18 protein-coding genes are annotated in these 23,453 nt (G+C 37.5%); 4 read left to right on the forward strand and 14 right to left on the reverse strand.

The features are described 5' to 3' along the window. Positions 1 to 178: 178 nt before the first annotated feature. The 3 genes from NST76_RS20165 to putP all read right to left on the reverse strand — a co-directional run bounded on the left by NST76_RS20165 (position 179) and on the right by putP (position 4,989). Positions 179 to 1,666 (reverse strand): peptide MFS transporter, encoded by a 1,488-nt coding sequence (locus NST76_RS20165; protein WP_036128411.1) that lies wholly within the window; start codon positions 1,664 to 1,666, stop codon positions 179 to 181. 413 nt (positions 1,667 to 2,079) lie between these two features. Further along, complete coding sequence (hflX, locus tag NST76_RS20170; protein ID WP_249646074.1) at positions 2,080 to 3,366, reverse strand: GTPase HflX; 1,287 nt, start codon at positions 3,364 to 3,366, stop codon at positions 2,080 to 2,082. 135 nt (positions 3,367 to 3,501) lie between these two features. Continuing rightward, on the reverse strand, positions 3,502 to 4,989 hold the full coding sequence (gene putP / locus NST76_RS20175; RefSeq protein WP_249646073.1) for a sodium/proline symporter PutP: 1,488 nt from the start codon (positions 4,987 to 4,989) through the stop codon (positions 3,502 to 3,504). 199 nt (positions 4,990 to 5,188) lie between these two features. Between putP and NST76_RS20180 the strand changes: the two genes are divergently transcribed. Continuing rightward, entirely contained in the window at positions 5,189 to 6,349 is a 1,161-nt protein-coding gene (locus NST76_RS20180; RefSeq protein WP_249646072.1) for an SAM-dependent methyltransferase, read from the forward strand. 61 nt (positions 6,350 to 6,410) lie between these two features. Here the strand turns inward: NST76_RS20180 and NST76_RS20185 are convergent, their stop codons facing one another. Beyond that, positions 6,411 to 7,730 carry an FtsX-like permease family protein gene (locus NST76_RS20185; protein WP_036128417.1) on the reverse strand — a complete coding sequence of 440 codons (1,320 nt, stop codon included), beginning with the start codon at positions 7,728 to 7,730 and terminating at the stop codon, positions 6,411 to 6,413. Position 7,731: 1 nt separating this feature from the next. Then, entirely contained in the window at positions 7,732 to 8,418 is a 687-nt protein-coding gene (locus NST76_RS20190) for an ABC transporter ATP-binding protein (RefSeq protein ID WP_036128420.1), read from the reverse strand. 423 nt (positions 8,419 to 8,841) lie between these two features. On the opposite strand from NST76_RS20190, the gene NST76_RS20195 reads away from it, so the two are divergent. The 3 genes from NST76_RS20195 (at position 8,842) to NST76_RS20205 (ending at position 13,253) form a co-directional block, all read left to right on the forward strand. Beyond that, positions 8,842 to 9,462 (forward strand): DUF47 domain-containing protein, encoded by a 621-nt coding sequence (locus tag NST76_RS20195; RefSeq protein ID WP_036128422.1) that lies wholly within the window; start codon positions 8,842 to 8,844, stop codon positions 9,460 to 9,462. Between the two features lie 21 nt (positions 9,463 to 9,483). After that, positions 9,484 to 10,500, forward strand: coding sequence for an inorganic phosphate transporter (locus tag NST76_RS20200; protein WP_058844748.1), 1,017 nt, complete (start codon positions 9,484 to 9,486; stop codon positions 10,498 to 10,500). A gap of 641 nt (positions 10,501 to 11,141) precedes the next feature. Beyond that, positions 11,142 to 13,253: an MMPL family transporter gene (locus tag NST76_RS20205; RefSeq protein ID WP_036128463.1), complete on the forward strand. Its 2,112-nt coding sequence runs from the start codon at positions 11,142 to 11,144 to the stop codon at positions 13,251 to 13,253. A gap of 46 nt (positions 13,254 to 13,299) precedes the next feature. On the opposite strand, the gene NST76_RS20210 is transcribed toward NST76_RS20205, so the two are convergent. From NST76_RS20210 to NST76_RS20250, 9 genes are all read right to left on the reverse strand, one after another. Then, the gene (locus NST76_RS20210; RefSeq protein ID WP_342544391.1) at positions 13,300 to 13,908 is read right to left on the reverse strand and encodes an alpha/beta hydrolase; all 609 of its coding nucleotides are present in this window, start codon (positions 13,906 to 13,908) and stop codon (positions 13,300 to 13,302) included. Positions 13,909 to 13,925: 17 nt separating this feature from the next. Further along, positions 13,926 to 14,117: a hypothetical protein gene (locus tag NST76_RS20215; RefSeq protein ID WP_036128468.1), complete on the reverse strand. Its 192-nt coding sequence runs from the start codon at positions 14,115 to 14,117 to the stop codon at positions 13,926 to 13,928. Between the two features lie 21 nt (positions 14,118 to 14,138). Beyond that, positions 14,139 to 14,603 (reverse strand): hypothetical protein, encoded by a 465-nt coding sequence (locus NST76_RS20220; RefSeq protein WP_036128470.1) that lies wholly within the window; start codon positions 14,601 to 14,603, stop codon positions 14,139 to 14,141. Positions 14,604 to 14,739: 136 nt separating this feature from the next. Then, the gene (locus NST76_RS20225; protein ID WP_036128472.1) at positions 14,740 to 15,363 is read right to left on the reverse strand and encodes an NUDIX domain-containing protein; all 624 of its coding nucleotides are present in this window, start codon (positions 15,361 to 15,363) and stop codon (positions 14,740 to 14,742) included. An 11-nt stretch (positions 15,364 to 15,374) separates the two neighbouring features. Beyond that, positions 15,375 to 16,466, reverse strand: a complete 1,092-nt coding sequence (locus NST76_RS20230) for an AI-2E family transporter (RefSeq protein ID WP_036128475.1) — start codon at positions 16,464 to 16,466, stop codon at positions 15,375 to 15,377. Positions 16,467 to 16,708: 242 nt separating this feature from the next. After that, positions 16,709 to 18,406 (reverse strand): M3 family oligoendopeptidase, encoded by a 1,698-nt coding sequence (locus NST76_RS20235; RefSeq protein ID WP_036128477.1) that lies wholly within the window; start codon positions 18,404 to 18,406, stop codon positions 16,709 to 16,711. Positions 18,407 to 18,548: 142 nt separating this feature from the next. Continuing rightward, positions 18,549 to 19,109 (reverse strand): YdcF family protein, encoded by a 561-nt coding sequence (locus NST76_RS20240; protein ID WP_101966906.1) that lies wholly within the window; start codon positions 19,107 to 19,109, stop codon positions 18,549 to 18,551. Between the two features lie 626 nt (positions 19,110 to 19,735). Beyond that, positions 19,736 to 21,478: a cache domain-containing protein gene (locus NST76_RS20245; RefSeq protein ID WP_330493694.1), complete on the reverse strand. Its 1,743-nt coding sequence runs from the start codon at positions 21,476 to 21,478 to the stop codon at positions 19,736 to 19,738. Positions 21,479 to 21,677: 199 nt separating this feature from the next. After that, positions 21,678 to 23,426, reverse strand: coding sequence for a methyl-accepting chemotaxis protein (locus NST76_RS20250; protein WP_342544393.1), 1,749 nt, complete (start codon positions 23,424 to 23,426; stop codon positions 21,678 to 21,680). Positions 23,427 to 23,453 lie beyond the last annotated feature (27 nt).

The raw sequence follows: 23,453 nt of genomic DNA on the forward strand, positions 1-23,453 counted from the left end.
TATTAAGACTATTATAACGAAAATGATTATTATCTACATAGAAACTTATACCCACATTCAATAAATTAACTACTTACGATAATATATTTCACTCTAAATTTCTTAGATAGACTTTTATTTAGATAGCAAAAAAAGATGCAAGTACAGTTACTAATCAAACTGTACTTGCATCTTTCTTTTAATTAATACCCTTCATCGCTTTTGAAATAATCGGTGAAAGTACTAATATAATAATTCCGACCACAATAGATAATGAACCTAAGAAGCCGAAGTATGTGAATTCGCTTACAACTTCATAAACCTTTACTAATTGCGCATTAATTGCTTGTGCTGCGGCACTTGTTAAAAACCATAATGACATAGTTTGTGCTGCAAAGGCTTGCGGTGCCAACTTTGTTGTAGCAGATAGACCAACTGGTGATAATAATAACTCACCAACCACTACTAGGAAGAATGACAGGACTAGCCATAAAGGGCTTACTAACGTTTCCCCACCAGATAAGTATGCTGGAATCATCATTACTAAGAATGAGAGACCTGCAAAAAACAATGCATATGAAAACTTACGTGGTGTAGTTGGTTGCTTGTCCCCCCATTTAAGCCATAGCATCGCAAATAATGGTGCCAATGTTATGACAAATAAAGGATTCAACGACTGGAACCATGAAGATTGAAGCTGAATGCCTCCAATACTTAACTGAGTACGCTCATCTGCATACGTAGCTAAAATTGTTGCCCCTTGTTCTTGTATAGCCCAGAACATTACCGCTGATAAAAATAATGGAATATAAGCAAGTAGGCGAGACTTCTCATCTTTCGTAGTTTTTTCACTGCGATACATATAAATGAAGAACACAGTTGGAATTAATACACCTAGTGCCGTAATAATAAAACTGAATACATTCATTGTTAATGTACCCGTTTTAATACCAATAGCACCTAAAATGATGATAAGTAAGGCTACAATTCCGAATTGTGTAAAGACTTTTTTACGTTCTTCAGGCTTTAATGGATTATTAACTTGTAATCCTGCTAAGCCTAAATACTTTTTCTCTGTTAATTTGTAAACAATTAAACCAACAAACATTCCAAGACCAGCTAAACCAAAGCCTAGATGGAAGCTATATTTTTGTCCAATTGTTCCGACAATAAATGGCGCAATGAATGCCCCCATATTAATACCCATATAGAAAATAGAAAAACCTGCATCACGGCGGCTATCTGTTTCAGCATAAATGTCCCCAACAATACTTGAAACGTTTGGCTTTAATAAACCTGTACCCATGACGATAAATGCCATTGAAGCAAATAACATAGTCACTCCGCCAGGCAATGCTAGCAGTAAGTGACCGATCATAATTAACACGCCACCATAAAAAATGGTTCTACGTGTTCCTAAAACTCGGTCGGCAATCCAGCCACCTATAATACCAGACATATAAACAAGTGAGCCATAGATGGCCATAATAGAGTTCGCTGTTCCGCGGTCTAGACCTAAGCCACCCTCATTCAATTCATAATACATAAAGAAGATGAGAATTGCTCGCATTCCATAATACGAGAAACGTTCCCAAAATTCCGTGAAAAACAAAGTAAAGAGCCCTTTAGGGTGTCCAACAAAGCCATTTTGAGGGACAGATTTTACAACTTCATCTTTACTAGACATACAATACCCTCTCCCAAATAAAAATTATTCTCCAAAAACATTACTACCCTAATTTAAGGATAAAAAAACTTTGTTTCATCATACTAAAGCGTTTTATTATCTTTAGCAAGAGTTTTAAAAAATGTTGAAAATTTGTCATTTTTCTATAAATTCTGATTGGTTATAGCACAAAATATTAAATCCTTTGATATATCTAAGTTTTCTCATTCTTTGTTTTCAGAAAACTGACATAAAAGCTTTAAATTATTCTAAAATATTTAACATTCGGATTTTTTACTTATTATACAAATTCACACTATTTTGTCTATAAAATTTACGAAGTCCTGTCATGTAGTTCTAGATTCTACTATTCCCACTAATCACAAAAAGCATGCCAAAAATCCTTTGGCATGCTTTGGGTGATCTACATTTTTTTAATTGACAACATATTGTTGGTACTTGGCATAATCTGCTGCCTTTACTTCAAGCGATAATAATGTACCGCCCTCTTCATAGGCTGTATTAAAAACAGAGGCATATTCATTTAAATAAGAAACAACGTTGCCTTGGTCATAAGGAATTAACATGTCACACGTCACATAATGAGAGAAGATATGCTGACGAATCAATTGTATTAATTCCTCTAAACCGATCCCTTGTTTTGCTGAAATCCACATATTATCACCGCTGACTACAGGGTAAGGAACATCTGCTATATCAGCCTTATTGTAAACATAGATTGTTGGAATGTCTTCTACTCCAACCGCCTTCAGCGTTTCATTTGTCACATCCATCATAAATCCATGCTCTGCATTTGAAACATCAACAACATGGAGTAAAAGATCAGCATCTCGCGCTTCTTCTAATGTGGATCGGAACGCTTTTACTAAATGGTGGGGTAATTTACTAACAAAACCAACTGTATCTGTCAGTAAAAATGTCTTTTTATCGGGTAGTTCAATTTGACGAACTGAAGTTTCAAGTGTAGCAAAAAGCATATCCTTTTCAAAAACCTGTTTATGTTCTTCTTGCCCTATTTGGGCAAGCAACTGATTCATAATGGTTGATTTACCCGCATTTGTATAGCCGACGATTGATACAACTGGGAGTGCATTTTTTCGACGCTGTTTACGTTGTGTTTCTCGTTGCTCTTTAACGTGCTCAAGATCCTTTTTAATTTTAGCAATTTGATCTTCAATTTTTCGTCGATCCAATTCAAGCTTCGTTTCACCAGCACCACGGTTTTTAAAGCCGCCTCCAGTACCACCGCCCTGACGACTTAGAGAGGCATGTAAGCCCACTAAGCGAGGTAGCATGTATTGTAACTGAGCTAATTCCACCTGCATTTGTGCTTCTCGTGTTTTTGCCCGTCTTCCAAAAATATCTAAAATAAGCATTGTTCGATCAATAACCTTCGTTGCTAAATCACGCTCTAAATTACGAATTTGAGAAGGCGACAATTCATCATTAAAAATAACAAGATTTGCTTGCGCTTCTTCATAAAAATTTTTGATTTCTTCTATTTTACCTGTCCCCACATAATGAGACGGTGTAACACGCTCCAAATTTTGCGTGACAACGCCTACTACTTCCACATGCAAGGCCTCTGCTAAATTTTTTAGCTCTTCCATAGAATAATCAAAATGCTCATCATTTCGTAAATTTACGCCAACTAATATGGCCTTTTCAAGTAATACATCGACTTCCTTAATTCTATCCATTAGAAACCTCCCACCAAAGCTTGGTGTCTCTACGACAAATTTTCTTCATTTTACCATATATAACTCTTTTTCGTATCTCTTGATATTCAGCTATTTTTCTAAAAAATGCGCCTCTTAAGAAAAGGCGCATTTTAACTATTTTCTTTCTTCTTTTAGTATTGTCTCTGAGCGAGTGAACTCTTCTTCAATTTCTTTATTTGGTCTATATGTCAGCATACTGACAACAATCGCAACAATTAAACAAACAAAGAAGCCAGGAACAATTTCATATAGAGCACTTGATAAAACATCCACTTTACCCCAAACAAACGCAGTTGCAGCCCCTGTTATCATTCCGCTAAGTGCCCCATAATTCGTGAGCTTTCTCCAATATAAAGAGAGTAAAATAATAGGTCCAAACGCTGCACCAAATCCTGCCCAAGCAAAGCCAACTAAGCTTAAAATGGAACTATCTGGATTCCACCCTAGGATTGCTGCAATAATTGCAACAACTAATACAGCCATACGCCCAACAAACACATAATGTTTATCATCTGCTGTTTTATTAAATAAAGCTTTATAAATATCCTCTACAAGCGCTGAGGAAGTCACAATAAGCTGTGAGGAAATGGTACTCATAACAGCTGCTAAAATAGCCGCCAGCATAATACCGGCTATAAATGGATGGAATAAAACTTGTCCTAGGACAATAAATACTGTTTCAGCGTCTTTCAGCTCACCAGCGTTTTGCTCATAATAGGCTACCCCTACCAAAGCTGTCCCAATAGCACCGAATAAACTTAACATCATCCAGCCAATACCAATACGTCGAGCCTGCTTTGTTTCTTTCACAGAGCTAATTGCCATAAAGCGAACAATGATATGTGGCTGTCCAAAATAACCTAATCCCCAAGCAACTGAAGAAATAATTCCTGCCGCTGTCGCAGTGGCTGGTAATAAATTTAGAAGATCTGGACTAACCGCTTTAATAGAGGTAATTGTATCTCCTATCCCACCTGTTACAAATAGCCCGAATAACGGTACCATAATAAGTGCTAAAAACATAATAAGCCCTTGTAAAAAATCTGTATAACTAACCGCTAAAAACCCACCGAATAGGGTATAGGCAACTGTTACGCCTGAAACGATTAATAACCCTGTGTGATAATCATAACCAAATGAACTCTCGAAAAACTTGCCTCCTGCTACCATTCCTGACGATACATAAAACGTGAAAAATAATAGGATGATAATACCTGAAGCAATCCTAATAAGCTTAGTATTATCACGTAATCGATTATCCAAATAACTTGGAATGGTAATGGAATCATTCGTAACCTGTGTGTAAACCCGTAAACGTGGTGCAACAAGCAGCCAGTTTAAATAAGCCCCTATTGTAAGTCCAATCGCAATCCAAGCTTCCACAAGACCTGATAAAAATATCGCACCTGGTAAGCCCATAAGGAGCCAGCCAGACATATCCGCAGCACCTGCACTTAGCGCAGTAACCGCTGGACCTAAGGAACGACCGCCAAGCATATAGTCTGTTAAATTGGATGTTTTCACAAATGCATACCAACCTATTGCTAGCATGGCGACCATGTAAATAATAATTGCTAATAATTGATACATGTTATCTGACATATTTTCTCCTCCTTTTTTCCTCTTTAGTATCTCCAATTCAAAAAGAATTACTATATTTAAGATACCATGAATATACAATTCCACCTATAAATACTCAGAATTTTTATTAAAATTTTTCCGAATGTCAAAGTAGCCATTGTCTATTATAAAATGTGTTAAACTAGTGCCATCTATTACACAATAAAGTAGGCGAAAATGTATGACATTTGAAGAAATGAAAGCTCTGCTCATTGAGCAAATTTTACAGCAACAGCTTGTGACTGCTACAATCAGTCAACCACGCATGAAATCGAACGAAATCAAACGTATAAAATTAAAGCCATTAATGTTAAAAAATCATTATCATATACAAATTGAATACCAATATGAACGCATTTTAAAACATGAAAATATTGAAGTGGCCGATTTCCCTTACAAGCTTGAAGCCATTTTTGAGGATTATCGTCAAGCACATATCGATTTTGTAGATGAAAAAGTACATGTGCAATTATCCAAAAAGAATAAGGTCCTTTGGAAATCTAATAAATCGACCTCCCCTAAACAAGTCAATTTAGCTCATAATCGAAAAAAAAATTATTTACTATCTGATGACCAGCCCTATCCATTTTTAATTCGGCTTGGGGTACAAACAGAGGAAGGGAGAGTAAAGAAACAAAAATACGATAAGTTTAAGCAAATTAATCGTTTCATTGAATTTATTGATGATGCTTTAACTTACTTACCTCAGGATCGACAAGTGCGTATTTTAGATTTTGGTTCGGGTAAATCTTACTTAACCTTCGCTTTGTATCATTATTTAAAAATCGAAAAGGGCTTAGACATTCGTGTTACTGGTTTAGATTTAAAAAAAGAGGTTATTGAAGAATGTTCAAGAATCGCACAGGATCTAGGCTATGACCAGCTCGAATTTCTTGTAGGAGATATTAATGATTATAATGATGAATCTGCTGTGGACATGGTGGTAACACTACATGCATGTGATGTTGCGACAGACATGGCACTAGCTCGTGCTGTGAAATGGGGGGCCAGTGTAATATTAAGTGTCCCTTGTTGTCAGCATGAGTTAAATCGTCAATTAAATACGCCAGCTCTTGATATTATGTTGCAACACGGTCTTGTTCGAGAACGTTTTGCAGCACTAGCCACAGATGCTATTCGTGCTGAAATATTATCCTTGGTTGGCTATGAGGCACAGCTTTTAGAGTTTATTGATATGGAAAATACCCCTAAAAACATTTTAATCCGAGCATATCAAACAGGTAAAAAACCTAGTGAAGAGCAACGCGCCAGCTATGATGCCTTCTTAAAATTGCTCAATGCCACACCATTTTTAGCTAAAGAGTTAAAAGATTATTTATAATCTACGGGGTACTCCTTCCCTAATAGAAAGGCGATCCATCTTTGAAATGGACCGCCTTTTATTATAGCTCTTGTCGTAAAGCTTGAATCACATCTATTTTAGTCGCTTTGCGTGCTGGACGATAGCCTGAAATCATCGCTACTCCGATACTAATGGCGGCTGCAATAATGACTAATTGCCATGGTATAAGAGAGAATATTATATCATTTGTTGCAAAAGCCTCCTCTCCTGTCGCTGCCTTAAGAATCAATGGTAATGCTGCGTTAGCCGCAAAGCTGATGGCATACGAAATAACAACCGCAATAAACGTTCCAAAAATACCAATAAACGTGCTCTCCATTAAGAATAATCGTTGAATAAGCTTCGGACTTGCACCAATCGCCTTTAACACACCGATTTCACGTGTACGCTCTGTGACAGCCATTGTCATTGTATTAAAAATACCAATAGAAGCAATCAGCACCGCAATCGTCCCTACAAAGATTAAGCCAATTTTTAGTACAAGGAAAAATACATTCATTTGATCTAATTGTTCGGTCACTGAATAGACACTATAGCCTTTACCCTTTAACTTCTCCAAAATCGGCTTTACATTTTCTAAAGTATCCGCATAAATATTAAATTCTGAGTAAAATAGCTCATCTTCTTTGATATCACTATTGGCAGGTATATTTTCAGCTAACACTGACTTTTGTGCTTTATCCATGTGAATGGCGTTATCAACCATCCAATCATAAGAAGGCTTCTCCATCACACCAACAATTGTATAGGCCATTTTTTGCGTTTCATCATTTGTGCCAGTATGAGGCACTAAGGAAAGCTCTATATTTTTTCCAATTAATGATTCTTTATAGCCTTCTTCACTACCATCATAGTATGTTCCTTCTGCTTCAGCCTTTTTACTCTTTTCTTCAATAATATTGCGTTCTGCCGCATTCAATAATGTTTGACCAAAATGATAGCCTACAACAATTTCATTTGGCTTTGTTGGATAGTGTCCTTTTGCAAGCTTGCCGTTCACCTGCTCAAAGTCCTGCATATCCGACAAAATTAAATTAGAGGTTGTATCACGATCACCTAAAAAGGAATGTGCAGAAGCATTCACACTTATCGTTTCAAGCACCGTTTCTACATGGTTCAAATTTTTAATTTCTTGTACTTGCTCTTCTGTCAATTGCTTATCGCCATATACTTGAATTTTCGTAACTGTTTCATTCGAAAGAATTTCATTGCGTAAAGATTCCTGTAATCCAAAACCAACGGATGCTAGCACAATCAGAAAAGCACAGCCCATCGTTGCAGCTAATATCGTCATAAACACGCGCAGCTTATTTTTCTTAATATGTTGTGTTACAAAATCTAGTTGATCTTTAAATAACATGTTAAGCCTCCTCCTTTACAAGTTCGCCATCATACATGCGAAAACGTCTATGTGCTATCGTGGCCACTTCTTCATCATGCGTAATAATGACAAAGGTTAGCCCTAGCTCACGGTTTAGGCTCTGGATAAGCAATAAAATATCTTGCTCGGTTTCTGAATCAAGACTTCCTGTAGGCTCATCAGCAAGCAATATCGGAGGATTTGTGATAAGGGCACGCGCAATACTGACACGCTGTTGTTGTCCACCAGATAATTCATTAGGATAATGATCTGCCACTTCTGTCAGACCAACTTTGTCCATTAATTTCTTTACCCTTTCTTTCCGTACAGCCTTACGTAAGCCCTGTAGTTTTAAAGGTAATTCAATATTTTCGAAAGCCGTTAAACCCGGCATCAACTGAAAGTTTTGAAAAATAAAGCCAAATTGACGTAAGCGAAAAGCAGCACTTTCTGTTTCAGTCAGATGGGCTGTTTCCTTACCATTTACTTTAATAGACCCCTGTTCAGCTTTCATAAAACCAGCAAGAACTTGTAATAAGGTCGATTTGCCAGAGCCACTTTTTCCTACAATGGCAACAATCTCTCCTTTATTAACTTCAAAGTTCACACCTTTCAATACTGGAACCTGTTTTTCCTTCCCTCTTTTACCAATTAAAAATGTATGTTGTAAGTTTTCAACTTGAATCATTTGTTTATAAACGCTCCTTTCTCATTCATTTCCCATTGTAGAAAACAATTCTTAATAAAGAGGAAGGATAAAAATGAAGAAATTCTTAAGAATAAGAAGACTTCCTCATAGTACAAACGTATTTACATTAGCTTTACAATTCATCATGCTATTTCTCTTGTTATTCATCCTATTTTTCGTTGTAATCTGTACCAAACAGAAAAAATTATAAGGTAATTCCTTATTAAATAAGGACTTTACCTGTATCTATAAAAATAAATACAGTCTGTTCCCCTTTCTTTTTGTGAACGAAATAAATATTACAGGAATGTAAATTTTCATGTCGAATATAAAGTTTTTATGTAGATAAATTAAAGATTTTGTTATGATAATAAAGTTTAGAGGTCGATTAATTTTATTTACATCCAGGAGGATTCGATTTACATGCTTAACTCAAAAAAACAAGACCCTTTCTTTATTGCATTGCATAAAATTGCTGAAAATATGAGAGAGGCTGTACATTACGCAAATGATTTTCGTATTAACAGTGTAGCTGACCTAAAAGAGATTAGCATTACAATGAAAAATTACGAAACTGCTGGCGATAAGCTCATTCATGAACTGATCGTAATGCTAAACAAATCATTTATGACACCTATTGAACGTGAGGATATTTTAGAGTTTGCCATTCGTATGGATGATATTTTAGATGGAACAGAACACTGTATTGCACACTTTGAAATGTTTTCCCTGACAGAAATCGATGAATCCATGCGTACGTTCTTAGGGTTTATTTCTAAAAGTGCTGATGAAATTGTTAAAGCGACTGAAGAGTTAAAGAAAAAGAATCTAATTGGCATGCGTCCACACGCAATTCTTATTAAAGACTATGAACGTGAATGTGATGAGGTACAGCGTTCTTCCATTAAGAAATTATTTTTAAATGAAAAAGATCCAATTCGCCTCATTAAATTTAAAGATATATATGAACAACTTGAAGATATCGCTGATCATTGTCAAAACGTAGCAAATACTATGGAAACAATTATCATGCGCAACGCATAATTAGGAGATGGGCACTTTACAATGAACACAATCATTATACTAACCGTACTGGTCGTCATCTTTGCCCTTACATTTGACTTTATCAATGGCTTCCATGATACAGCAAATGCTATCGCAACTTCGGTTTCCACTAGAGCATTGCCACCTCGAGTAGCAATCATCATGGCAGCAACCATGAACTTTATCGGTGCTATTACCTTTGTAGGGGTTGCAAAAGCTCTAACAAAAGATATTGTAGACCCTTTCTCTTTAAATGCTTTTGAAGGTGACACAACCGGTTCAGTCGTTATTTTAGCTGCATTAATTTCAGCTATAATTTGGAATTTATTGACATGGTATTTTGGTATTCCATCTAGTTCTTCTCACACATTGATTGGCTCTATTGCCGGCGCTGCTATCGCTTCTGCTGGCTTTAATGTACTAAACTATGGTGGCTTTACTAAAATTATTATGGCGTTAGTTTTTTCTCCAATACTTGCTATTTGCGCAGGTTTTATTATGATGACGCTATTTAAAATATGGTTTAAAAATTTAAACTTATATCGAACAAATAAAGGTTTCCGTACTATGCAAATTTTCACTGCGGCCATTCAATCATTTACCCACGGGACAAACGATGCACAAAAAGCAATGGGGATTATGACAATGGCGTTAATTGCTGGTGGTTTGCATACAGGAGATGAAATACCGTTCTGGGTGCGTGCAGCAGCAGCAGCAGCAATGGGTCTAGGTACATCGATAGGTGGTTATAAAATCATCAAAACCGTTGGCGGTAAAATTATGAAAATCCGCCCTGTTAACGGTGTAGCAGCAGATTTAGCTTCCGCTACTGTCATTTTTGGGGCTACGTTAGTCCACTTACCAGTATCAACCACACATGTTATTTCTTCATCTATAATGGGTGTTGGTTCTGCACAGCGTGTACGTGGTGTAAACTGGGGTATGGCCCGCAAGATTGTCACTACTTGGATTATTACAATGCCAATTTCAGCCGTTATGGCATCTGTTATTTATTTCCTCTTATCATTATTCTTTTAATAAAAGGCTCCTGTCCAATAGATGGACAGGAGTCTTTCATGTTGTTGAAAAAAGGTAATGTCAACGGCATAATAAGCAATTTTGTAAGGCGAGGGGTTGATTTCCGTTCCGCCAGCGTCCTTTCCAGGGGGCGTCCGATGAGCCGCTTCACTCACTGCGTTCGCTCCAGGGTCTCCTCTATGACGCTAAATTCCCCTAGGAGTGACGCTGGCTCCACTCCAATCAACCTTTCTGCAAAAGTGTCTTTTCCTGAACAAAATAGCCCATTATTTATATTATAAGAGAGGATAGCCTCTTATTTTCAATGTGGAGAAGTGATGTGTGACAACACCCCTCCATAAAAGAGTAGTGAATGCCTTCACTTTTTTATGGATTGGAGTGGAAGGCTACTTGACTCCCGTGGGAATAGCGAGACAGGCGAGCCTCTAAACGGAGCGGTAGCAGAGGAAGCGGCTCGGCGCTCGCCCACAGGAAAGCAAGTAGCCTGCAACGGAAATCCTTTTTCACCTTTCACATAAATTCTATGGATGGTTTTGTTTTTCAACACTATGAAAGACTCCTGTCCAATATCTTTACTTTGTCACACGACAAAATGTGACACATCCTTTACACTATTTGAGAAGGGGGATGCATTAACAACCATGAAAACTTTTTCGGCATTTATTACAGCACATGCAAAAGCAATCGTAGCGATATGGCTTATTATTTTTCTAGCAATGGCTTATTTTGCTCTACAGCTTCCAGGTAAACTTCAGGGTGATGGCTTTTTTGTTGAAGCCGATCATACCTATGTGACAAATGAGCTAGCAGAAAACTTTGATCTACCATCTGATACGATTTTAATTGTCTTTGATCCAGCTGAAGATCAACAAATGAAAGACACTTTAAAAAAACTAGATAGCATAAAAGACATACATTCAATCCAATCACCTTTAGAAGACTCCTCTTTACGTAAAGATGACATTGCCTATGCAATGGTTCATTTAAAAAATGATGTGGAGAATCTTTCTGACATTGTAGAAAATGTTCGATCATTAATTGAAGAAGACGGCGTTAGCATTACGGGAGGACCCGTTATTTCTGCTGACATTAATACAGCCAGTCAAAAAGATTTAGCTTCCGCTGAAGCCATTGGGTTACCCATTGCCATCGTTGTTCTCTTATTGGCTTTTGGTACAGTGATTGCTTCTATTTTGCCAATCATCATTGGTGTTGTAACAGTTGTTACTGCGTTCGGTATAATGACGCTCCTTAGTGGTAGTGTGAATCTATCCATTTTCGTCTTAAATATTGTCCCAATGCTCGGGCTTGCTTTAAGCATTGATTTTGCATTGTTGTTTATTAATCGTTACCGAGAAGAGCGTGCGCACACCTCTATAGTCCAAGCTATTCAAACTGCTATACAAACAGCAGGGCGTTCCATCATTTTCTCTGCTGTTTGTGTCATGATAGGCTTAGGCGCTATGATCGTTATTGATGTAGAGATTTTTCACAATATCGCTCTAGGAGGTACCATAGTCGTCCTGTTAGCCGTTCTTTCTGGCTTGACACTACTCCCTGCCACTATGATGCTATTAGGAGATAAACTCAATAAATGGCGTCTAATACGCATTAAACCAGGTGGTGCCAATCGTTGGCGTGGCTTTGCAGGCTTTGTCATGAAACATCCAATAGCCATTGTAATCTCTGCTTTATTATTACTTGGCATTGGTATGCTCCCATTAAAGGACATACAACTAACGATTCCACAGGTTGACTCCTTGCCAACTAAATATGATGCACGTGCAGCATATGATAAATTAGATGAAACGTTTGGACTGGGTGAATCATCTACGTTATATTTATTAGCTGAACGAAAAGAAGGCTGGGAGGATGCTGAAGGAAGAGAGCTCATTTATGCTATTCAAGAAAAGCTATTAAAGGACTCCCTAGTAACAAATGTTTCAACAGTCTATACAGCTGCTAACATTCAAACACCTGAGGAGCTTTCCACTTCTTTAGCAATTCCACAGATTGCGGAACAGTTAAAGTCTGTAATGAATACTTTTTCAAAAGATACTCAATTATTTATCCCTATTACCATCGATGCAGCGGGCTCTTCCACTACTGCTCAAAAATTTGCCCGATCTTGGATGGATCAAGATTTAGGTGTAGATTTCGCGCTTGGAGGACCCGCTAAATTCAACCAAGAGATTTTTGATGAAATTGCGAATAAAATAGTTTTGGCTATAGCCATTATCATCGTTTCCACATTCTTTATTTTAATGCTGGCATTCCGTTCGATTTTAATACCGTTAAAAGCGATTATTATGAACATTATTGGGCTTTCATCTGCGTTCGGTATACTCGTTTATATTTTCCAATATGGACATTTTGGTATTGAAGCAGGTCCGATTGTACTAATTATTCCAGTCATTGTTTTCTGTCTGGTGTTCGGCTTAAGTATGGACTACGAAGTCTTCTTAATCTCTCGTATCCAAGAAGAATATTTAAAAGGGGCAGATAATACACACGCAACAATTGATGGGTTAACATCCACTAGCCGTATTATTACATCGGCAGCGCTTATTATGATTGTTATTACAGGGGCATTTGCCTTCACAGACGTGATGCCTGTAAAACAAATTGGTGTTGGTATAGCCATTGCCGTTGCTATTGATGCGACGATTATTCGTCTTATGCTTGTGCCAAGTCTCATGAAATTATTTGGTGATTGGAACTGGTGGCTACCTTTTTCAAAGAAAAGTAAATAAAATCATTAAAATCCGCCTCCTTTAGGAAAAGAGGCGGATTTTTCAATTAAACATAGATACTGTTATACCATTCTTTTGCTGCTTGTACTTCCGGCATTGTTAGCTGATGACCAAAATTAAACCAAGCTGTCGTGACCATTGCACCTGAAGACGTTAAAAGCGCTTCTAAATCCTCAGACTCCTGTGCTGTACACATCGGATCATTCGTTCCAGCACCGATAAAAACAGGCGTAGAAGAAAGTTGAGGTAATTCTATTCCACGTCTTGGTACCATTGGATGATGTAAAATAGCTCCTGCTAATGCATCAGCATAGTGGAATAATAAGCTTGCTGCAATATTAGCGCCATTTGAATAGCCAATCGCTACAATTCGTTGGCGATCAAAGCCATATTGCTGTGCCGCCTCCTGTAAAAAGTCATGAAGCTCTTTAGTTCGAAAGATTAAATCCTCTATATCAAAGACACCTTCTGCTAATCGACGGAAAAATCGCGGCACCCCATGCTCAAGAACATTTCCACGTACACTTAAAATATTGGCTGTTTCATCTATTTCTTTTGCCAACCCAATTAAACTTTCTTCATTACCACCCGTGCCATGTAACAATAGCAACGTCGGTTTTGTTTCATCTGTACCTTTATAAAAAATGTGTTGCACTAACAATCACCTCTCGATTATCTTGAATTCGAGATAATTGTAGCCTGTGGCAAAATTAAATTCAAGCTCTTTGACTTATTAATTTCTCGATTTTCTCGATTCGGCTGTTCCTCATGGTTTTTATAAAAATTAGTAATGGTAAAAACTGAAAATAAACATGCCACGATTAAAACAACAATTACAATTCCCACTAATTTTTTTCCGTTCATTTATGATGATCCCCCGTATGTTTATTTCTTTGTACGAAAGCCTTCTTCTAGTAAATATTCCTTTGCCGCGTCATACGTACCAAATGCCTCTTCAAGATTTTCTCCATGATACACATTCCAAGAACGTTGCTCAAACGCTAGCTGTAATTTCACACCATCTCGGCTATGCCAAATCTCTACAATCGGCTCCTGCTCTTCTACTTCTTCTGATAAATACTGAATAGAATCCTCAATAATCTCACGTAGCTGTTGCTCATCGTAATCACGGATATTCACTAATCCTTTATCAGTAGCCTCTTGCTCATAGCGTAATAAATCCCCAACAAAGACAAAGCCATTGCCATTTGGGTGAAGCTTTTCCACTACAATTGTCTTTTCATAAAGACTATCCATATAGTGATAATTTAAGCGTTTTAATGAAATCTCCTTTTTTGTTAGTCCAGAAAACGATTCAATAATCGCTTGTTTTTGTTCAAATGTTAGCATATTAAAAATGCTCCTTTTCTTTACAATCTATCTTACAGTATAACGTATTTTTTACTGTTATATCGTGTAGTTTCTAAATCATTTTTGCCCAAAAAGTAGGACAAGCTTACATTGATAGCTTGTCCTACTTTCCCTCTTATGATGTTTGATTAAATATCTTTTCGCGTGTAAATTTTATCACTTGTGCTACATACAATTCTCGATAAGGAACAAATTGCGTGGTGCCAACTGGTCTGACAATTTTCACTCGTTGACCATCAGGGAAATACTCGTACCCTTCAATATTAAGTGTTGTTGTTTCTCCCAAGAAGAAAGCCTCAGCCTCATTTAGCCTTGCTCTCACTACACCTGATACTTCCTCGTACTGTAAATCAAAGGAATCCCAATCGTGCTCGAAAGGGTATATGTAGACATGGCAAAATTCATTGTCAATCATATTTTCGGAAACGATACTACAAGAGGTCATGCCCATTTTGACAACTTCATGGACATCTATCTGGAGCCCTAATTCTTCTTTTACTTCTCTGATACCTGACTCCACAGTCTCAATCGCTAAAAGATGTCCTGCTGCTGTAATATCGAGTAAGCCTGGATAATCCTTTTTCTGTGAGCTACGTATTTGAAAATAAATATAGTCTTCATTGACAAGCCAGCAATGAAAAGTCTCATGCCAAAGCCCTTTTTCATGTACTTCTGCTCTCGTAGCTGTCCCTATTTGCTCATGCTGCTCATTAAATACCTTTACAATTTCTTGTTCCATTGTTTCGACTCCTATACTGACTTCGTCGCTTTTTTCTTAATCGCATTACGTTGATCATAAATATTGGATACGATAACCTTTAATACTGCATAAAATGGTACAGCGATAATAATTCCAATAAAACCTGCTATATTACCTGCTGCTAGAATAATTGTAATCACGGTTAGTGGATGGATATCAAGGGATTTCCCCATAACATTAGGTGTGATAAAGTTGCTATCAATTTGCTGAGCAACAAGCGTCACAACGGATACCCACACAACTAAAATAGGATCCTGAATAACTGCTACGATCAGCGCTGGCGCAAAGGCGATCCAAGGTCCGATAAATGGAATCATGTTCATAAAGAACGCGAAGATTACTAGCAGCAACGAATAGTCTAATCCAATAATTAAATAGCCGACATACATAATAAGTGCTAATAAAAAACTAATTTGCAGTTGGCCCTGAATATAAGTACGTAATACATCATCAATTTCACTTAACGTTTTCTTTACCCATTGCTGACGTTCACCACTGAAATACTTATAGATGGATGGTGCAAATTTCTCATGATCCTTCAGCATAAAAATAAAGAAAAACGGAATTAATATAGCTAATAACGATACGGACACTATGGATTGTAAAAAAGACATAAATCCTTTACTCGCCACTACTGCAACATCTTGTACTGAATTCGCCATTTTTTCAATAACATCATTTAATTGCTGTGGGAAGTTATCTTTATTTTGCGTTACATAGTCTGTTAGTTGCTGAATGCTTGTGCTAATGCTCGTACTAATCATAGGGGCATTCTTCACTAATTTATTGATCTGCTCAGCAATCGGATTACCAATAATCCAACCAAAAATCCCTACAATGGCTATTAGCCCAAATACAATCGTCAAAATACTTCCCCATCTAGGAAATCTACGTTTTTCTAAAAATCTCTGGATCGGTTCTGTCACATAATAGAGGACACCGCCAAGTAGTAAAGGGACAAAAATAGCTTTTAATATGATGACTAATGGTGAAAAAATCCAATGAATCTCTATAAAATATTTAATGATTAGTAGTGTAATTAATATCCCTACACCTACTTGAAACCAAACTTTCCTCGTCACTTTTATTCACTTCCTTTTTTCACAGTTACTGAAAATACTACTGATATATTACCCATTTCGCAAGTATCCTAGTATTTTTAAACAAAATCAACGATACTACTGGACGACATTGCTACATGCGCACAGCTAAGCCATGCGTCCAGATTTTTCGAATTTGCTTGAAAAATCAACTTTGACAAACTAAAAAATTCGCTCACTTCCACAACGCTTAGCATGGAAGTGTAGCGAATTTACGTAATCAATTATAGTGAAGAATCGTCTACTGAATTTAAGTATTCCTCAATTTCCCCGATAACCGATTCAACACAGCCATCTTCAAATGGTGAAATTAAACCTGCCTCTTTTACCAGCTTTGTAAAGGACATAGAACCACCTAAGCCACATAGATGAATATAGTCTTTCCAAGCCGATTCAAATTCTTCACGTGAGCGTTTCCAGAACTGGAATGCACAAATTTGGGCTAACGTGTAATCAATATAATAAAATGGACTTGCATAAATATGACCCTGACGTTGCCATATGCCTCCAGCCTCTAGGTAGCTGTTATGATCATAGTCGCGGTGTGGTAAATATGTTTCCTCAATTTTTTTCCATGCTGCTTTACGTTCAGCCGGCGTCATTGTTGGATTTTCATAAATAACATGTTGGAACTCATCTACTGCAACACCATATGGTAAGAATAAAAGACCACTACTTAAATGCGTAAATTTATATTTCTCTGTATCCTCTTTAAAGAACAACTCCATCCAAGGCCATGTGAAGAATTCCATACTCATCGAGTGAATTTCACAAGATTCATAGGTCGGCCATAGATACTCTGGAATGCCAATGTTACGGCTTGAATAAACTTGGAAGGCATGTCCTGCTTCATGTGTTAATACATCGATATCACCTGACGTACCGTTAAAATTCGAGAAAATAAATGGAGAATGATAGTTTTCAATAAATGTACAATAACCACCACTCTCTTTCCCTTTCTTCGCTACTAGGTCCATTAAGTCATGGTCAATCATGAAATTGAAGAATTCTCCTGTTTCAGGTGATAATTCCTCATACATTTTCTTACCATTCGCCACGATCCACTCTGGATCTCCTTTTGGAGCAGCATTACCTGATAAGAAGTTGAATGCTTCATCATAGAATTTAAAATCTTCAATTCCAATACGCTTTGCCTGACGCTCATATAGCTTCGTTGCCACAGGTACAATTAAATCACGAACCTGATCACGGAATTTTTGAACCATTTCCGCATTATAATCAATACGATTCATACGAACATATCCTAGCTCAACATAGTTGTTATAGCCTAGTTTAATCGCAATTTCATGACGTACTTTTACAAGCTCATCATATAAACGATCGAAATCATCTTCATGCTTCGCAAAGAAACCGAAACGGGCATCAGTTGCTGCCTTACGTGTTTCTCGATCAGTTGATTCTGCAAACGGACCAAGCTGAGCAAGTGTTAATGTCTCCCCATTAAAGTCAATTTGTGCAGAAGCTACAAGCTTATTATACTCAGAAACAAGCTTGTTTTCTTTTTGCATTAAATCAATAACTGCTGGTGAAAAACCCTTAATTTGATAGCTTGCAAGGTCAAATAATTGTTGACCCCACTTCTCTTCTAATTGCTCACGGAATGGTGAATCAATTAATGCTTTATAATATTCAGTCGTTACTTCTTCTAGCTCTGGGCCTACTTCATCGAAATAATCGCGTTCTGCTTGATAAAATTCATCATTCGTATCGATTGAAGCGCGAATGTATACTAAGTTAGCCATTGTCGCAAAGTCATTACTGATGGCATTTAGCTTCTCAATTACACCACTTTGCTCATCTATTGATTGTGCATGTTTAAATTGCTCGATAAGTGCTAATTGCTGTTCTTTCATCGCTGCCACATTTGGACGGCTATACTGATAATCTTTAAACGTTGTCATTGAAGTCCCCTCTTTCTGTCCTATACCCCGTGATATTTCTATTATATGCCAAATGGAACCTATTAAGAAACAATTATCTATTTTTGTAGTGGTGTTTTTTACGAGAAAGCACTAGAAATGATTACGCCTCAATGAAAGTACTTTAATAGCCAACAATATACGTTTTTAATAAAGCGGCTCTTTCTCTCAATCTTAGTTTAGCTTCTACTGACTTTGGTGTTTCGGCTGCGACGACATCCACTTCGAAATCTAAAGTTTCTGCTAAATACTTGGCGCGTTTCAAATGAAAGTCATTTGAAACGATGGTGATTTTCTTTGTATCTTTCGGTAATAGTTCTTTGGAAAATACTAAATTTTCATAAGTGGACGTAGACTTGTCCTCGACGATAATCCTTGTAGCCTTGATACCGTTCTGTTCTAAATATTCTTGCATAACAGATGCCTCTGTTTGATCTTCATCAGGTCCTTGCCCCCCTGACACAATGACCTTAACATGAGGGTATTTTGTTAAGTATGGAACTGCCACCTCTAATCTACTCTTTAATGAAAGTGATGGTACACCACCCGCCTTTACTTTTGCCCCTAGTATAATCATATAGTCAGCAGAGCCTTTTGCACTTGGTTCAACACCCTGCTCTATTTGTTTTCCCAACCAAATATAAAGAACCATTCCAATGCTTACTAGAAGTACACTTCCTCCAATTACCCATTTTTTCACAAATCACCCCTCCTTTACCTTTTATTAACGCAGCTAAAGAAAAAAGGATGCTTGTTGACCAAGCATCCCATAGTGTTGAAAAACAAAACCATCCATAGAATTTATGTGAAAGGTGAAAAAGGATCTCCGTTGCAGGCTACTTGCTTTCCTGTGGGCGAGCGCCGAGCCGCTTCCTCCGCTACCACTCCGTTTAGAGGCTCGCCTGTCTCGCTATCCCACGGGAGTCAAGTAGCCTTCCACTCCAATCCATAAAAAAAGTGAAGGTATTCACTACTCTTTTATGGAGGGGTGTTGTCACACATCACTTCTCCAAATTGAAAGTAAGAGGCTATCCTCTCTTATAATATAAATAATGGGCTATTTTGTTCAGGAAAAGACACTTTTGCAGAATGGTTGATTGGAGTGGAGCCAGCGTCACTCCTAGGGGATTTAGCGTCACAGAGGAGACCCTGGAGCGAACGCAGTGAGTGAAGCGGCTCATCGGACGCCCCCTGGAAAGGACGCTGGCGGAACGGAAATCAACCCCTCGCCTTACAAAATTGCTTATTATGCCGTTGACATTACCTTTTTTCAACAACATGGGATGCTTGTTGACCAAGCATCCTGCATAATTATCTCAATATAAAGCGTTTAATAGACTCCTGTAAGGCTGATATTTCATCAGTTAGATCATTGGAAGACTCACTAACAAGCTGGATTGCTCGTTGCTGCTCATCTACAGACGCTGTTACCTCTTCAGATGCAGCAGCATTCTTTTCACTAATCATTGCAATGCTTTCAATCGACTGCATAATAACATTCTTGGAGCTATTTAAATATTCTACACCCTCTGCCATATCTCCTATAATGGCTATTATTTTTTCAACAGCCAATTTAATTTCTTTAAAAGATAACGCTGTCACCTGAACCGAATCATTTTGCTGATGCACAATAGCATGCGTTTTCTGCATCTCATCATTGACTAACTTCGTTTCACTTTCAATCCCCTTTATAGTGGTGCGGACGAGCTCTGTCGCCACTGATGTTTGATCCGCAAGCTTACGTACTTCTTCTGCAACAACTGCAAATCCTTTACCATGTTCTCCCGCTCTTGCGGCTTCAATAGAGGCATTAAGAGCCAGTAGGTTTGTTTGGTCGGAAATTTGCGTAATTGTCTCTACAATACCTTCAATTTCATGCACTTTGACTATTAAACTGCCAAAAACAGATTGAATGTTCTGAATAATATCGGAAGATTCCTGTGATGTCTCTTTTAAACTATCTAGATTAACGAGACCTTCTTCATTTGATTTTTTCATATGCTGTGATGCATCCAACATTAAATCATTTTTATCGTGCAATCCTTCAATTTGCTGAGCAAACTCAATAGCTGTTCGATTTGTATCCTCCGCATCTGATGCTTGCTTGACTGCACCTTTAGATACTTCATTGATGGCTTTGACGATTTCGTCACCATAGGCATCCGTCTCTTCAGCCACTGCTGTTAGGTTCGCTGATGTCGATTGTATTTCTACAATCGCTTCCTCCACATCTGAAATAAGCGTTTTGAGTTGATTTACCATTTCATTAAAGCCCTCATTTAATTGTCCAATTTCATCTGAACGCTGTAAATGCTCAATCTCTACAGTTAAATTCCCTTGCGCTACTTCTCGCACACGCATCGATAATTTTTTAACTGGTAATGCCAGATGTCTAGATACTAAAATGACTACGATTGTCCCGATAATAATCGCACCCACTAATGTCACACCAATCACTAACAATAAAGAATTTGCCCCTTCGTTAAAATCTTGCATATATGTACCTGATGCGATTACCCATCCCCAATGTGGATCTTTCTCCGAATAAATAATTTTATCTGCTAAGACATCCTGACCTGGTAGCTCAAATTCATATACTGTAAAACCACCACCAGCAAGAGCTTTTTCAGTCACTTCCCGAATAAAATAATTTCCGCTACTATCCTGGTCATTCCAAAGATTATCCCCTTCTCGCGTTGGATGTGTTGTTAATGTCCCCTTATCATCCAATACATAAATATAGCCATATTCTCCTAAATCACCAGGATAATTAATAGGGCGTTTCCCTTCGCTATCTTTAGGTCCAAGAAACGCCTCACGTACTCGCTCCTGTGCAACTTCTAAAGGAATGTCACCTTTTTCAACACTCTCATTGGCAAGCTCAATTATTTGCAAAGCTGATTCTACGCTATTGTAAAGTACTTGCTCACCAATTTCCTCCATGCCATTCTTAGCCTTACCGTAGCTAACTATACCAATTATTAAACTTGGAATAATCAGTATTGCTAATGAAATAATAATCAATTTCCCCTGTATTGAACGTAAAAACCTCATACTTTAGCCCCCCTATTTCGTTCAACAAATATTACTTTATATTATGTTATGGTTTGAAAGTTTTCACAATGGGTAAAACACAAATTATTTTCTAATTTCCCTTAATATGGTTTATTTAGACATTTACACACTACTATCTCCTATTAAAAAACTATTTTTCTACAAGACCTATGCTTATAGAAAAATAGTTTCAAGGTCATCATAATTTGAATGTATTAATCGTATCGATAACTTCTTTAGATGTCTGATCTAAAATGGTTACAACTTCATTTAATTCCGAAACCATTGATACTTGTAAGTCAGAGGAAGTTGCAACTTCCTTTGTTCCTAGCACACTATGCTTCGCAATATCATTCATTTGCTCTATAGTAGCTAATATTTCCTCAGAGCCAGCTGACATTTCCTCGATCACAGCTGAATCATCTTGAATTTTGTTATTTACCTCAATGACTGATTGCAATATTTGCTCTAAGCTTACACCAATATATTGCACCGCTTTATTGCCTGCTTGTACGTCTACTGTACTGCTCGACATCTCTTGCAATACTCGATCTGTTATTTTCTTAAAGCTTTCTAAATGCATGTGTATTTCGTCAGCTGATGATTTAGACATCTCTGCAAGTTTACGTACTTCGTCCGCCACAACCGCAAATCCTTTACCTGCTTCCCCAGCCCTCGCTGCTTCAATCGCCGCATTCAAAGCAAGTAAGTTTGTTTGATCGGCAATACTCGTAATGATCGTCACCATCTCTTCAATAGAACGGAACTTCTCGCCCATCTCCTCGACATGATTAGCTGTACGTAAAACGGAGGCTTCTACATTTTGAATTTGTGATACAACTTCTTGTGAATGACCAACACTTGTTTCAACTAGACCCGTCATAGCTGAAGATGACTCGGCAATTTCAGACGTAGTATCAGCTAGACGTTGAATACCAATCGACATTTCGTTCATCGTTAAGACAACCTCTTGATTGTTTTGCTGCTGCTGCTCACTCCCCGCAGCAATTTCGATAATACGATCCGCAATTTGAGCGTTTGATGTTTCCACATGATGAGTTGTCTCATCAATCTTTTGAACGACACTTTGTAAAGCTAATGTTCGTTGTTGAATCGTGTGGAATGTTTCTTTTAATCTTTGTAGAGACTCCTTAAAGGATTGAGCAAAAATAGTAATCTCATTTTCTCCTGTCAATTGAATTTCCTCTACTGCCATAGATGCCTTAGCAATATCTCCTTGTGCAAAGTTTTGTGCGGCAACACCTAAATTTGTTAAAGGCTTCAACGCTCGATTGATATAACGATACATAATAAACATAACAAGTCCTATTAAAGCTAATATAACGACAATTAAAGCAGGTAAAATGGCTGTTAGCACAGCATTTGTCACACCACTTACCTCTGTTGCCTCTATATCTACCCCTACAAAGGCAACAATATTTCCTGAGGCATCTTTCAATGGCACAGTACCTGATAAATAATCGCCAAAATCGCTATGTAAAATATCGGAGTAGTAGTTCCCCGTATCCATTACCTTTTTTAAATCTTTATAATAGGTGGAAGCAGATTCATCTCCTATAACGCCAGCATTTTCTTGATCATCTACTGGCATACCATCCACTAAAAATCGAACCTTTTTATCTTCCTTTGGGACTGCGAAAGTATAGGCATACAGAACCCCATTTATTTCACGCAATTCATTGAGTTCTTGCCTTAGCTGCCAATATAATTCAGATTCCTTTGGGTCCTGTGAGAGTTGTTCATATTCATCTGCGTTCAAACGTTTTGCAATATTCTCAGCAACTGCAACTGCCTGTGTTCCCATTGTTTTATTAACAGATGATTTCGCTGTATATATCGTTGTTACAATGAAAAAGGCTAACAAAGCTAATAGCATAACAAATGACATTAGCACAATTTTATTACTTAATTTACCTGTCGCTCGCATACTTTCCTCCTTTAATACGCTGATATA

The sequence above is a fragment of the Lysinibacillus sp. FSL W7-1291 genome (genome assembly GCF_038593415.1).
GTDB classification, from domain to species: domain Bacteria; phylum Bacillota; class Bacilli; order Bacillales_A; family Planococcaceae; genus Lysinibacillus; species Lysinibacillus fusiformis_D.